Genomic DNA, 13,108 nt, shown 5'->3' on the forward strand with positions numbered 1-13,108 from the left:
CCTTTGTGTGTAAAGGACGGCAACGAAAAAAAATCCGTTCTTTACATATAAATTAAGGATAATAGACTGGTGATTTAAAAGAAAAATGGCGAATTCTTTCGAATTTCGCCATTTTTGTGCTTACGATAATGTTATGGAACAATCAGCTTTTATGGGGCTATTTCTTGCCCGGACGACGCTGTTTCAGGGTTGGATCCGGAACGAAACCCTTGGATTTCATGCTTTCGGTGTCCATATCGAAGCCTTTTTCCTTTCCGATAGTCAAATCGCAGCCGTTGAACTTCTGGGTGCAGACCACTAGAACCTTGCCTTCTGCCTTGACTTCCGCATCTGTAATAATGATGTTGGCCTTATCGGAAGAAGATTCGGTGAATTTCACTTCATGAGAACAGACTGCGCTTCCAACGGCGGCGGCAAAACGATCTCGTTCACAAAGATTCTTTCCTGCCAATTCGTTAATACCTTGCACTAAGTTCTTGTCTGCCAGGTTGAAGTGTACGTTGTACTGGGCTTGGCTCAAGTTGGTCAGGTCTGTGGCGGATACGATCATAGGGAGTATGATCAATTTCTTGCTCGGGTCCATCTGGGCCATGGCGAAAGAACACAGGAATGCTACTAATACAATTGCGATCTTCTTCATTACTTGTCTTCTCCTACAGAAATCTTAGTGTTTCCCTTGGAAATGGAAAATCCCTTCTTGAGGGCGATGAGAACCAGGGCGATGATGAAAACGATGACGATGCCTGCGCCATAGGGGGTGGACATTACTCCCCAGACGGTGTTGGGAAGACTCTTGGTGGAGGCTTCCAGCTGGGCAATTCTTGTATTCATGAGGGCGAGGGAGTCTTTCAGCCCTTCAACGCGGACTTGAAGCTGCTTAGCCTGTCCTTCCAGGGTGGACTGGGTATTCTGGAGCGTCTGGATTTGGGTATTGAGGCTCTGGATGTATGTCTTATAGACTGCGGTGATGCTTTCGTCTACACCAATGTTCTGATCTACGCTGTTCTCTTCAGCCATGTGTTATCCTTACAAGTTTGCAATGATTTAAAGGTGTACATACAAAATAAAAAAAAGAAATGGAGGGTATTCCATTTTGGAATTTTCCAGAGTGCAATTTTCCACCGTAAATTATTGGCTCGAGTATTATTCCAAGTCGAAATGGTCGTTGATTTCTAGTCCATGGAACTTGTGGTGTACCGATGTTTTTTGAGGGAGGGAGAATCTACTTTATGAATGTAAGGGGGGTGTGACCCTTACAACTCAAAAGCGAGGTGTTTATGGAAAAGAAGTCTGTTAAGCTGTATGCTCCCGTTGTAGAGACTATTTGGGGCGTGATCGCAACAATCGGTCTTTGCTCCTTCATTCTGATGTAATGAGTTTGGTGGTTGAAAAAAGGACGTCGCTTTGTTGCGGCGTCCTTTTCTAATATCCAGAGGCTGGATTGGAAATGCTTAGTGCTTCTTTTTCTTGTTCTTATTCTGGGGAGGGGTGTAGTTGGAACCGATCTGGGCGCCGCCATTCTGTCTGCGGGCCATTTCGCCAACCTTCTTGAACATTTCCTTCATGGACTCGTACTGTTTGAGCACGGCGTTCACGCGACCGATTTCGGTACCGGAACCCTTGGCGATACGGTCCTTACGGGAACCGTTGATGATGCTGGGGTTCTTACGTTCCTTGGGGGTCATGGAACTGAGGACGGCTTCCACATAGACCAGTTCCTTCTCGTCGAAGTTGTCCAGCGGGAGCTTGTTCAGACCGGGAATCAGGCTCATGATGCTTCTGATGCTACCCAGCTTCTTGATGGTGCGGAGCTGGTTCAGGAAGTCATTGAGATCGAAGGTGTTGTTCAGGATCTTCTTCTTCAGGTCCTTGGCATCCTTTTCGTCGATGACCTGCTGGGCCTTTTCCACCAGGGAGACTACGTCGCCCATGCCGAGGATTCGGTTGGCCATACGGTCCGGATGGAACAGGTCGATTTCGTTCAGCTTTTCGCCCACACCGATAAAGCAGATAGGTACGCCGGTCATCTTCTTGATGGACAGGGCAGCACCGCCACGGGTGTCACCATCCATCTTGGAAAGGCAGACGCCGGTGAACTTGAGGCGCTGCCAGAAGGTTTCGGCAACGTTCACGGCTTCCTGACCGATCATGGCGTCGGCAACGAACAGGACTTCGTCCGGGTGGACGGCTTCCTGGGCCTTTTCCAGTTCCTGCATCAATTCTTCGTCGATCTGGAGGCGGCCTGCGGTATCGTAGATGACCAGGTCAAAACCGTTGTCCTTGGCGTATTGATAACCATGCTTGATGATCTCTACGGGATTGCCCTGGCCTTCGTCGTAGACGGGAATGCCGATGGACTTGCCTAGCACCTGCAACTGCTTGATAGCGGCGGGGCGGTACACGTCTGCTGCCACCAGGAGGGGCTTGCGCTTCTTCTTGGTACGCATCCAGAGAGAAATCTTACCTGCGAAGGTGGTCTTGCCGGAACCCTGGAGACCCACCATCATGATGCCCACGGGAGCGGGGGCATTCAAGTTAATTTCCTTAGTTTCGCCACCCATGACGTTTACCAGTTCGTCGTGGATGATCTTCACGATCTGCTGACCCGGGGTCACGGAGGTCAGGACGTCGGCACCCAGTGCCTTTTCCTTGACGGCCTTCACGAAGTCGCGGGTGACGTTGAAGTTCACGTCTGCTTCCAGGAAGGCGCGACGAACTTCACGGAGGGATTCCGCAACGTTTTCTTCGGTAAGTTTGCCCTGCCCACGCAGGTTCTTGAGGGTCTTTTCTAGAGAATCAGTCAGCATTGAAAACATAGTGGGGCAAATATAGGAATTAACAATGAACAATGAACAATGAACAATGGGGAATATGAGGAAAAATAACCCCCGATTTTGGATGTGTCGAATTGCATAATCTACATGCATCATTTACGTTTTTTTTTAGATTTCATGGGGCGTAAGTTAGGAGTCTTTATGAAAACTGTTTTTTTGAGGGCCACTTTGTGTGTGGCTATGGTCGCCATGATGTCTGTATTCGTCGCTTGCGGCGGAAATTCTGACTCCAGTGTTACCCCATGTGAAATTGATGACTCTAGCATTAAGGATGGCTATGATGCCGCAGCAAATACCCTAACGGATGCTCGTGACAACCAAACCTACAAGACCGTAACCATCGGCGATCAAACTTGGATGGCGGAAAACTTGAATTACGCCTATAACGAACCCACGTCAAGTTTAGATTCCTCCAGTGTCTGCTACAACAATGATGCCCATTTCTGTGTCCATTATGGTCGCTTGTACCTGTGGTCAGCAGCCATGGACTCTGCTGCTGTATTCAGTACTGCAGGCAAGGGCTGCGGCTACGGCAAGACTTGCGCTTCGGCAGGCTCAGCGATCTTGGTGCGTGGAGTCTGTCCTGAGGGCTGGCACTTGCCAAACGATGATGAATGGAACACTCTGTTTACCGCAGTAGGTGGGACTAGCGTCGCCGGTACTAAACTCAAATCCCTCAGCGGGTGGCGTCGTAGTGGGGAAGGAACGAATGCGTTCGGGTTCTCGGCTCTCCCTGCTGGCTACTCCTCCACCAGCAACCTCGACTACTTCCACGACGTTGGCGACGGCGCCATCTTCTGGACTAGTTCTGAGAACGATTCTATCTCCGCCTACTACGTGGGCTTCGCCTACAGCCACGAGCGCGCCATCGCGCGCAACGTCCGTAAGTACAACGCGTTGTCGGTTCGTTGTCTCCGCGACTCTGAATGAGGTGAGTGAGGCTTTTTTAGATTATATTCTTCGCTCATTTTTTGGGGCTCGTTATGAAAATATTTGCTTTAAAGGCCAAAGATCCTGCAATTGAGTTGATTCGAATTATTGCCTGCCTGTTGGTTATTTTTGCCCACAGTCAGTTTGCGGTTGTGATTGGGGGGCAGCTGTCAAAAGGTCTATTGGGGGTATCTACTTTAGTGGCCGATGATGTTCCCCTCTTTTTGTTGGTGACAGGCTTTTTCTTCTTTAATCGGGTGACTTCCGATCAGGAAATTGGGAAGACATTTGTCTATAGGGCGAAATCTTTTCTTACTAGCATTTACATCCCGACGATTATCTATATCCTCATCAGCATTCTGTATAGTCGGTTTGCTTCGCCGGTGGATGGCTTTGTTCCCAAGGACTGGGGGTATCTTGGCCATTTCGTGTTCATGCTGTTGCCGGGGGATCACCTGTGGTACGTTTGTACCTATTTGTCCTTCGTGTTTTTCTTCCCTATGTTTGCGTTCCTGTGCCAGGACAAGCCTGAACGAAATAAAATGCGACGTATTTTGCTGGCGGTGGCCATAGGTGGCGCCGTGGTTGCGGACGTTCAGTATTTCTTTAGAATGGTCTTACTGGATGTGGATAAGTTCCTCTGGGGCTATTGTACCATCTTCCTCATTTTGGGCTATGAACTTTCCTTGCTGATGAAGAAGGAAAATTTGAGCAAGCTAAAGCTTGGATTGGCGGGTCTTGCGATGTATTTGCTGTCCTTCTCCTTGAAGTATGGACTGCAAACCTATATGTTCAACCAGTTTGGATTCGTGGAAAATCGTTATAGGTGGCTGCAGACGTCTCTTTGTTTTGCCAGTGCGGTGGGGCTTTTCCTGGTGATTTATTCCCTGGGGAGCTTGATCAAGAAGGGCGGAATTCTCGCCTATGTCATTAACTTTCTTGGAAGTTGCACCTTCGCCATTTATCTGTTCCATCAGTTGGTGATTAGCAGGACTCTTCAGTGGCGTTATGAAATCCTGGCCTATTTTGGTAACGGAAGTTCTGAGTTGGGATGTTTTGCCTATTACATCTGTTATGGTGGGATTGTCTTCCTGATTTCCTTGGGTATCGGGTTTGTATTCAAAATGACGCTTGATACAGTTTTGCGTAGTTTTCCGTTTCGAAAGAAGTAAAACTTTGCTGGAATGATTATATTCTACCTAAAATAAATAGGTGTATTTATGCGCAAATCCTTGAAAACAGCTCTTGTTGCTCTGCCCATGGCCGCTTTGGTGGGCTGTGCTGCCAGCGAAAACGCAACTCCCTCTGTAATCTCTACTGCAGGTGGCCCCGCTAGTATGGCGGCCTCCTCTGCAAATGCGGATGTTCCTCCTCCCACAGGCTGCAATCCCGAAGAATTCGAGGAAATTCCTGTATCCAACAAGATGACCAATGGCGACATGGAATATGGCGACGGCGGTTGGTATTTGTGGATCAAGGAAGATGGCCGCAAGACTGCCAAGGTGGAAAGCCAGATTGGTGTTCAGGGTCTTGGTGTGAACTGCTCCAATGGTGCCCAGGTGATTGTGAAGGAACTTCCGGATCCTTGGTGGGGTCTGCAGCTGCAGCCGCCTAAATTCCTGGCTGATTCCACTTATTATACTCTTTCCTTCGTGGCCAGAGGTAACATGGCTATGAATGCCGTGGTTCAGGGTGGTCCTGATACGGAATACAAGCAGAAGGAAAGCGCTTCCTATTCTCTGACTCCGGAATGGCAGACTTATTCCATGACCTTCCTTGCTGACCAGAAGGGCTATGGTCTGAATAACGTTACCTTCCAGATTGGTATCCAGAAGGGTTGGATTCAGGTCGATAACGTGGCTATTGAAAAGCAGGGTGATCTTGACACTACCTGGTATGCTGAAGCAGATACCCGTATCGATGAAATCCGCAAGTCTGATTTCGAAGTGAAGGCAAAGCCGGGTGAAGAAGTTTCCGTTAAGCTTCTCCGTCATGATTTCCCCTTCGGTACCGCTCTCGCTTTCTATGGTCCGGACAAGGACAGCACGGAACAGTGGTATAAGGCTGCCGCCAAGAAGTACTTCTGGCACGCTGTGACTGAAAACCAGTTCAAGTGGCCGGAATACGAACGTAAGGAAGGCAAGCCCCTCCGTGAAGAAATGGATCGCTACGTGGAGTTTGCTCAGGAAAATGGCTGGTCCCTCCGCGGTCACGCTCTGTACTGGGCTCACCAGGGCTACGGCTTCGACAAGCATTTCTCTAACCCCAATAAGGCTAGCCAGTGCGAAGATTTCGGCAAGAAGCTGAAGGCTCGTATTGATCGCGACCTGAAGGAATACAAGGGCAAGATTGTGGAATACGACGTGTGGAACGAACCGATCCACGAAATGTATACCACTAACCTTTGCGGCATCAACTATCTGGATAGCGCCTTCATCTGGGCACACCAGGCTGATCCCGAAGCAATTCTCTACATTAACGATTACCAGGTGGTGGCTGCTGGTGAAACTGATCGCTACATGAGTCTCATCAAGGGTATGCTGGACCGTAAGGTGCCTGTCATGGGTATCGGTGTTCAGTGCCACTTTGGTACTCGTCCTGTGGTTCCCGCCCTGATTCGTGAACGCCTGGACAAGCTTGCTACTTTGGGCCTGCCCATCAAGGTGACCGAACTTGACTTTGGCGCCTGGGACAAGGGTCTGACCATTAGCGAAGAAGAACAGGCTAGCGAATATGAAAAGGTTCTCCGTACCTTGTTCAGTCATCCCGCAGTCAACGGCATTGTGATGTGGGGCTTCTGGGATAACCGTCACTGGGTGCAGAACGGCGGTATCATCCGCGCCGACGGCTCCGAAAAGCCTGCTGCAACGAAGATTTACGACCTGTGGCACAAGGATTGGACTACCGAAGCTACCGCAACTGCCGACGAAAATGGCGTTGCCAAGTTCCGCGGTTTCAAGGGTAAGTACCAGGTAACCGTCGGTGGCAAGACTACCGAAATCGAAGTGAAGTAATTTGCTCTAGGAAGAGCTGAAGATCCTCCTAACCCCCCTAGTGGTCCCGGACTTGTCCGGGGCCGCTTTTTTAAATACTTGACTGTATTCATCGTCACATCTTATTTTTTGTATACAGACGTTTTCTTGACTAGGCGGGGGCAAAAAATTATATTCCCCAGCGGATTTTGGAATCTCCATTGAGGAGAAGGATGTTGCGATGAAGATTTTTAAGCGTTTTGGTTGCGCTGCGTTGGTCTTGGGTATGGGCTTTTTTATGGCCTCCTGTTCTGAAGATTCGGATAAACCCTCTTCCCCTTCTTCTACAACCCCTCCCTCTACCGAAAAGGAAGCGGAACAGGCTGCTGAAGCCGCCAAGGACGAAATCGTAGTGACCGACTGGGAGGCCGAAGGTGTCAAGGAAAACGGCCTGACGAAAAAATCCTTGCCTAAGGTGGCTTTGCCTGCTGCAGGTTTTTACGATAAGGCTTTGTCTGTAGAAATTCCTGCCCCGGAATATGGTGGCGAGATTCGTTGTACTTTTGATGGCAATGAACCCACCCTTGAAACCGCTGTAATAGAAGGTCCTGTAACGATTGATACTTCTGCAGTGGCTCGCTGTACTGAATTTATTGGGGATTCCGTTGCGGCTCAGTCCGTGGAAACCTACTTTGTTGGGGAATCGGTTGCCATGCCTGTGGTGGCCGTGACTGTTCCGCCTTGGTATTACAAGAAAATCCTGAAGGAAGAACCTTGTAAACCGGATCCCTGTAAGGAAGCTGATTTCTGGTTGGATACCTCTGTGGTTGCTCATGTGGAATATTTCCCCAGCGGCAGCAAGACGGACGTGAAGGCTTTTGAAGTGGATATGGAAGCCTCCATCATGGGTGGCTACAGCCGTAATCAGAAAAAGAAGTCCCTTTCCCTGAATATGAAGAAGAAACTTCAGAAGGGCCACTTCAGATACCCTCTGTTTGAAACACGCCCCTACCAGAAAAAGTTCAAGGGTTTTATCCTTCGTAATAACGGTAACCGCTTTGTTAGCGACTATCTGGAAGACGCCATGGCCACCAGCCTTCTGGAAGGAACCCAAGTGGATTACCAGCGTTCCCGCCAGGTGGTTGTTTTCTATAACGGTCTCTATTATGGCATTCACGACATGCGTGAAAAGTTGAACGAACATTTCGTGGAAACCAATTACGGTATTGATGCTGAAGCGGTGGACTTCATTAAGCATGCTGGCCATGAAGTGGAAGCTAGCGGTGGTACTACCGATGACTATCTGGATTTGCTGAACTTCATTTTCAATAGTGACTTGTCTGCAGATGATAGTCCTGCTTATGAAGCCATCAAGGCCCGCATGAATATGCAGAGCTATATGGAATATATGGCCGCAGAAATCTACTACCACAACGGTGACTGGCCCAACAACAACCTTCGCGTATGGCGTTCTGGGACTCAGAAGTGGAAGTTTGTGGCATACGACCTGGACCACGGTTTTGACTGGGAATGGGGCGTTAGCGGATTCTCCCAGAGCATCAACATGTTCTCCTGGATTAAGCAGGGTGGGAACGGATCTTGCAGTAACAAGAATGGAGGCAACAACGAACCTGTTTGCTTCCACAATGTATTTGTGAAACTGAATACCAATCCTCAGTTCAAGCGAGTGTTTGTTAACCGTGCTGCCGTGCTTTATTCCACCTATGTGAATTCCGAAAGGGTGACGGAAGCGACCAATCGTATTGCGGCTACCATTCCCGATGCAGAATCTGAACGTGATATGAAAAAGTTCGATCGTGAAAAACTGTATTACAAGAACTCCTGCGGTAAGGGTTTCTCTGTGACGGGTAGTTGCATCAAGGAATGGGCTGAAGAACGTGATGCGGTTAACCGTAGCGCATGGCGTAAGGAATATGGCCTGGGTGCCGACGTGGATGTTTCCTTTGCTGTTGCTGGCAATGGTGAAATCCTTCTGGATGGAATGTCTCTGCCCAGTACAAACTATACGGGCTCGTTCTTCGCAGGAAATGCCATGGTGCTTACCGCCAAGGGAGAAGGTTTCGTGGGCTGGGAAGACGGTTCTACCGAAAATCCCCGCATTGTGATTCCGACGGAAACGGCATCCTATGGAGCCACCTTCCAGTAAGAAAATTTCTATCTTGCGTTGCCGGAGAAAATAATGCGGTAACGCAATGCTGAATAGCGCTGTAGAAGAAAGACAAATCGAGAAATCCTTAGGGAAACGAAAGTTCCGAAAGAATGGGGACATCCGGGATGTGCTAGTTGTTGCACTTCCCATGCTTTTGTCCATGTCTTTCGATACCTTGATGACTTTCGTGGATCGCCTTTTCCTGAGTAAGCTTGGTCCTGCGGAAATGAATGCCAGCCTGGGCGCTGGCGGTATGAATCTGGTACTTACCACGTTCTTTACGGGAATGATCAGCTATACCACCGCCATGGTGGCCCAACGATTCGGGGCTGGCAAGAAGGATGAATGTGCCAGCGTGTTTATGCAGGCGGTTTTCCTTTCCATCGTTTGCGTTCCTCTGCTGTATTTGACCATCCCGTTGGGACATGCCATCTTTGATGTTCAGGGGGTGGCGGCTGACCAGCTGGTCCATCAGAAAACCTACTTCAATATTCTGATGTTCGGTGGGGTGGTGAGCCTGATTCGAAATGCGGCTCCCTGCTTCTTTAGCGGTATTGGTGAGACGAAGGTGATCATGAAGGCGGCCTTCGTGGGCATGCTGGTGAACATCGCCTGCAATTACCTCTTGATTTACGGTTGTGGTCCCATTCCACGCTTAGGTGTGGCCGGGGCCGCTTACGGTACGGTCATTGGAAATATCGTCTCTACGGTGATGCTTTTTGCGGTTTATTTCAGCAAGAGGAATAACGCCCGCTTTGGTACCCGAGTCCATTTGAAGGTCAATCTAGACCAGATGAAAGAGCTGCTGAAGCGTGGTTTACCTTCTGGCGTGGAAATGTTCCTGAATATGTCTGCGTTCCAGCTGCTGATCTTGCTGTTCCATGGCCTGGGCCCGGTGGAAGCTACCGCGGCTTCTGTCATGTTTAACTGGGACATGGTGGCTTACGTTCCCCTGATGGGGCTTGAAGTGGCGTCGACCAGTCTGGTGGGACGCTATGTGGGGGCAAAACAGGCGGCTGCGGCAACTCGCTCTACGTATTCCGGAGTGAAGGTGGGCTGGGGCTATTCCCTGATTATTGGCGTTTTACTGGTGTTCCTGCCTGGTGTGCTGGCGGATATTTTCCGACCGGATTCTACCGCGGCGGCAGAAGCGCTTGCGATTTTTGAAACTGCCAGACCCATGAGCATCTTTATGCTTCGATTTGCCACTCTCTATATTTTTGTGGAAGTTCTGCTGGTCATTTACTGCGGCGCCCTTCGTGGGGCTGGGGATACCGTATGGGTGATGATTGCTTGCGGCATCATGAACTGGTTTAATGCGATTGCCTTGTATATTGCTGCCTATGTTTTGAAGATGCCTGCCCATTACGCATGGATCATTGTGGTTTGCGTTTATGGAACAGCGCCGGTGCTGTTTTTCCTTCGCTGGAAAGGTGGAAAATGGCGTAGGCATGTGCTGGACAAGATGTAGGTGACCCCTCTGTTGCTATTTTTGGAACTAAGATGTTTGAAAAATTAAAGAATTACCTGCTGTATGCCAATCTGAAGGAATCAGATTGGAATTTGATATGGCCTGCAATCCAGAAGGAAAATCGATTTCTTCTGGTGATGGTGTCGGCATCCATGTGCTTGCTGATGTCCGTTCTGGCCTTCTATACGCAATTTTTTGATGACATGTACCACGAAAATGCGGCTTCCTATGCCTTGATTGCCGCTGTGGAACTGGTAATCTTCGCCCTTGCTAAATTCGTCAAGAAGAACTCTCCTTATTTTGTTGCCGCATTGACTTTGTTCTTTAACGTGACCTTGTTTGCGCTGGGTATTACTATCGGCACGGTTCTGGATCCGGACTCCTATGCTCTTGCTTTTGTGGTAATGATCATTGTGTTGCCCATGCTGTTTTGCTTGAGGCCCATGAATGGTGTGTTGTTGGTTGTGTGCGCTGATATAGCCTTCCTGTTTGTTGCCCAGCAGTTTAAATCGCCCAGTATTTTTCATTCCGATGTGATGAATGTGGTGGTGTGGTCCATCGTAGGCTTTTTCGTCGCTGGCATTACGAATACTGCCCGAGCCAACAACAGAATTGTAATCAAACGTAACAGGGATAACCAGCAGCGTATTCAGGATTCCTACGATCAATTGGAATCCCAGATGGATATGTTCCGTTCCTTGGGAAATATCTATACCACGCTTTATTATATCGACTTGAAGACGGATGATTACATCGAGCTAGTTTCTTTACCGCAGCCACATTCCTTGTTTGGTAAAAGCGGTCAAAATGCTACCCACCGGATGAAAATTTTCTGTGAGAAGTTCGTGGTGGAAGTCTTCCGCGAAGAAATGCTTAAATTTACGGACTTGCAAACCATTGGTAAAAGGCTTGTTGCTCGCAATATGATTTCCATGCAGTTCCTGTCTTCGGCTGTTGACAACACGAATCATAGTATGGAATGGAGCGAGATTAGCATGATTGCCGTGAAGCGTGATGGAAACGAAAACGCTTCGGGTGTACTTCTGGCTACACGTAGAATCCATAAGGAAAAGCTGAAGGAAATGGAGCAGATGAATCGCTTGCAGAAGGCTCTCTCTGCTGCAGAATCTGCAAATAAGTCCAAGACCGTGTTCTTGAATAACATGAGTCACGATATTCGCACGCCCATGAATGCGATTACGGGTTTTACCAAGCTTGCCCAGCAGCATGTGGAAGATACAGCCCAGGTCAGTGACTATCTGGATAAGATTTCTGTTGCCAATAAGCACCTTCTTGCCTTAATTAATGATGTGCTGGACATGAGCCGCATTGAAAGTGGTCGTATCAACTTGTCCGAGAAGCCAGAAAATGTGGCTGTAATTGTGGATGAACTGAATACCATTCTCCATGATGATGTTGCCGCCCGTCAGTTGAAGTTCAACTTGAATATGGAAATCGACAAGGACCGCATGGTACTATGCGATAAGCTGCGCTTAAAACAGATACTGTTGAACCTCCTGAGCAATGCGGTGAAGTTTACTCCGGAAGGCGGCGTTGTGGACTTGTCCATTACGGAACAGGAATGTGGTATGCCTGAACGTGCGGGTTATCGCTTTGTGGTGAAGGACTCCGGCATTGGTATGTCTCAGGAATTCCTCAAGAACATTTTCGTCCCCTTCGAACGCGAAAAGACAAGTACGGTCAGCGGCATTCAGGGAACTGGCCTTGGCATGTCCATCGCCAAGACTCTCGTGGATATGATGGGCGGATCCATTTCCGTCAAGAGCGCTCAGAATGTGGGTACGGAATTTACGGTGGACTTGAACTTCTCTAAGGCTGGTGACGTGCAGACTTGCGGCCTGGATGCTGCTCAGCCCGAGGAAGTTGTTGATGTTCATGTGGAACCCAACCAGTTTGCGGGTAAACGTATCCTTCTGGCAGAAGATAACCGCATGAATCAGATTATCGCAAAGCACCTGCTGAAGGAATCCGGTGCGGAGCTGGTGATTGCAGAAAATGGTCGTGTTGCCTGCGAAACTTTGGAAAAGAGCGAAGTCGGCTATTTCGACTTGATACTGATGGATATTCAGATGCCTGTGATGGACGGCTATACGGCCGCCCGCAATATTCGTAATTCTGAACGTAAGGATCTTGCGGGGTTGCCCATTATTGCCATGACCGCCGATGCCTTCGAGGAGGACCGGGAAAAGGCTCTTGCTGCAGGCATGAACGACCACGTTTCAAAACCTGTGGAATCGGAGAAGCTTTTTGCGGCCCTGCTGAAATATTTCCGCTAGTTTTTTTTTCGGTAATATGAAGGAAGCCTCCCTGGGAAATCTCAAGGAGGCTTTCGTTTTAAAGTTCTTCCACCAGCTCGAAGCGGTATTTCTGTTTTACGTCGGGATATTTCTCGTGGTCCACTTCGCTGAGAAACATGTTCTTCTCGCGAATCCACAGGGAGTTGTCTCCGTACAGTCGGCGGTAGACCACATATTCTTCCGTTGTTTCGGAATGGAAGGCCACGTCTTCCACGATGTAGAGGCGGTTCTTGAAATGACGGTAGAGGCCGTGGATTTTCACTTCGCGTTTTTCGGACATCGTTTACCTGCTTGGACTAGGCTTGATAATGGAGATAGTGGGAGTCGAACCCATGACCTACTGATTGCGAACCAGTCGCTCTACCAACTGAGCTATATCCCCGGAATGGCATTAAATATAGTAATATTGAAAT

Annotated in this window: 10 protein-coding genes and 1 tRNA gene; 6 read left to right on the forward strand and 5 right to left on the reverse strand. The window is 48.8% G+C overall.

Annotated features, from left to right (window positions below):
• Positions 1-157 precede the first annotated feature (157 nt).
• From BUB59_RS03190 to ffh, 3 genes are all read right to left on the reverse strand, one after another.
• Positions 158-640 (reverse strand): hypothetical protein, encoded by a 483-nt coding sequence (locus BUB59_RS03190; RefSeq protein WP_073225565.1) that lies wholly within the window; start codon positions 638-640, stop codon positions 158-160.
• Entirely contained in the window at positions 640-1,017 is a 378-nt protein-coding gene (locus BUB59_RS03195) for a hypothetical protein (RefSeq protein WP_073225567.1), read from the reverse strand. Before BUB59_RS03195 ends, BUB59_RS03190 begins: the two co-directional genes overlap by 1 nt.
• A 434-nt stretch (positions 1,018-1,451) precedes the next feature.
• Complete coding sequence (ffh, locus tag BUB59_RS03200) at positions 1,452-2,816, reverse strand: signal recognition particle protein (RefSeq protein ID WP_073225569.1); 1,365 nt, start codon at positions 2,814-2,816, stop codon at positions 1,452-1,454.
• Positions 2,817-2,975: 159 nt separating this feature from the next.
• Here ffh and BUB59_RS03205 point away from each other — a divergent pair, with 159 nt between their 5' ends.
• From BUB59_RS03205 to BUB59_RS03230, 6 genes are all read left to right on the forward strand, one after another.
• Complete coding sequence (locus BUB59_RS03205) at positions 2,976-3,764, forward strand: fibrobacter succinogenes major paralogous domain-containing protein (protein ID WP_073225571.1); 789 nt, start codon at positions 2,976-2,978, stop codon at positions 3,762-3,764.
• Between the two features lie 53 nt (positions 3,765-3,817).
• Complete coding sequence (locus BUB59_RS03210; protein ID WP_073225572.1) at positions 3,818-4,936, forward strand: acyltransferase family protein; 1,119 nt, start codon at positions 3,818-3,820, stop codon at positions 4,934-4,936.
• A 48-nt stretch (positions 4,937-4,984) separates the two neighbouring features.
• Positions 4,985-6,778, forward strand: coding sequence for an endo-1,4-beta-xylanase (locus tag BUB59_RS03215; RefSeq protein WP_073225574.1), 1,794 nt, complete (start codon positions 4,985-4,987; stop codon positions 6,776-6,778).
• Positions 6,779-6,977: 199 nt separating this feature from the next.
• Complete coding sequence (locus BUB59_RS03220) at positions 6,978-8,903, forward strand: CotH kinase family protein (RefSeq protein ID WP_073225576.1); 1,926 nt, start codon at positions 6,978-6,980, stop codon at positions 8,901-8,903.
• Positions 8,904-8,949: 46 nt separating this feature from the next.
• Positions 8,950-10,377 (forward strand): MATE family efflux transporter, encoded by a 1,428-nt coding sequence (locus BUB59_RS03225; protein ID WP_073225578.1) that lies wholly within the window; start codon positions 8,950-8,952, stop codon positions 10,375-10,377.
• Between the two features lie 32 nt (positions 10,378-10,409).
• Positions 10,410-12,674: a hybrid sensor histidine kinase/response regulator gene (locus BUB59_RS03230; protein ID WP_073225580.1), complete on the forward strand. Its 2,265-nt coding sequence runs from the start codon at positions 10,410-10,412 to the stop codon at positions 12,672-12,674.
• A gap of 58 nt (positions 12,675-12,732) precedes the next feature.
• Here the strand turns inward: BUB59_RS03230 and BUB59_RS03235 are convergent, their stop codons facing one another.
• On the reverse strand, positions 12,733-12,975 hold the full coding sequence (locus BUB59_RS03235; RefSeq protein WP_073225582.1) for a DUF1653 domain-containing protein: 243 nt from the start codon (positions 12,973-12,975) through the stop codon (positions 12,733-12,735).
• 29 nt (positions 12,976-13,004) lie between these two features.
• Positions 13,005-13,077: transfer RNA gene (locus BUB59_RS03240), tRNA-Ala, on the reverse strand.
• Positions 13,078-13,108 lie beyond the last annotated feature (31 nt).

It is taken from the genome of Fibrobacter sp. UWEL (assembly GCF_900142535.1).
GTDB lineage: Bacteria > Fibrobacterota > Fibrobacteria > Fibrobacterales > Fibrobacteraceae > Fibrobacter.

Coding starts and splice junctions, on each gene's coding strand:
- BUB59_RS03190 (WP_073225565.1), bottom strand. CDS start 640: ATGAAGAAGATCGCAATTGTATTAGTAGCATTCCTGTGTTCTTTCGCC.
- BUB59_RS03195 (WP_073225567.1), bottom strand. CDS start 1,017: ATGGCTGAAGAGAACAGCGTAGATCAGAACATTGGTGTAGACGAAAGC.
- ffh (WP_073225569.1), bottom strand. CDS start 2,816: ATGTTTTCAATGCTGACTGATTCTCTAGAAAAGACCCTCAAGAACCTG.
- BUB59_RS03205 (WP_073225571.1), top strand. CDS start 2,976: ATGAAAACTGTTTTTTTGAGGGCCACTTTGTGTGTGGCTATGGTCGCC.
- BUB59_RS03210 (WP_073225572.1), top strand. CDS start 3,818: ATGAAAATATTTGCTTTAAAGGCCAAAGATCCTGCAATTGAGTTGATT.
- BUB59_RS03215 (WP_073225574.1), top strand. CDS start 4,985: ATGCGCAAATCCTTGAAAACAGCTCTTGTTGCTCTGCCCATGGCCGCT.
- BUB59_RS03220 (WP_073225576.1), top strand. CDS start 6,978: ATGAAGATTTTTAAGCGTTTTGGTTGCGCTGCGTTGGTCTTGGGTATG.
- BUB59_RS03225 (WP_073225578.1), top strand. CDS start 8,950: ATGCTGAATAGCGCTGTAGAAGAAAGACAAATCGAGAAATCCTTAGGG.
- BUB59_RS03230 (WP_073225580.1), top strand. CDS start 10,410: ATGTTTGAAAAATTAAAGAATTACCTGCTGTATGCCAATCTGAAGGAA.
- BUB59_RS03235 (WP_073225582.1), bottom strand. CDS start 12,975: ATGTCCGAAAAACGCGAAGTGAAAATCCACGGCCTCTACCGTCATTTC.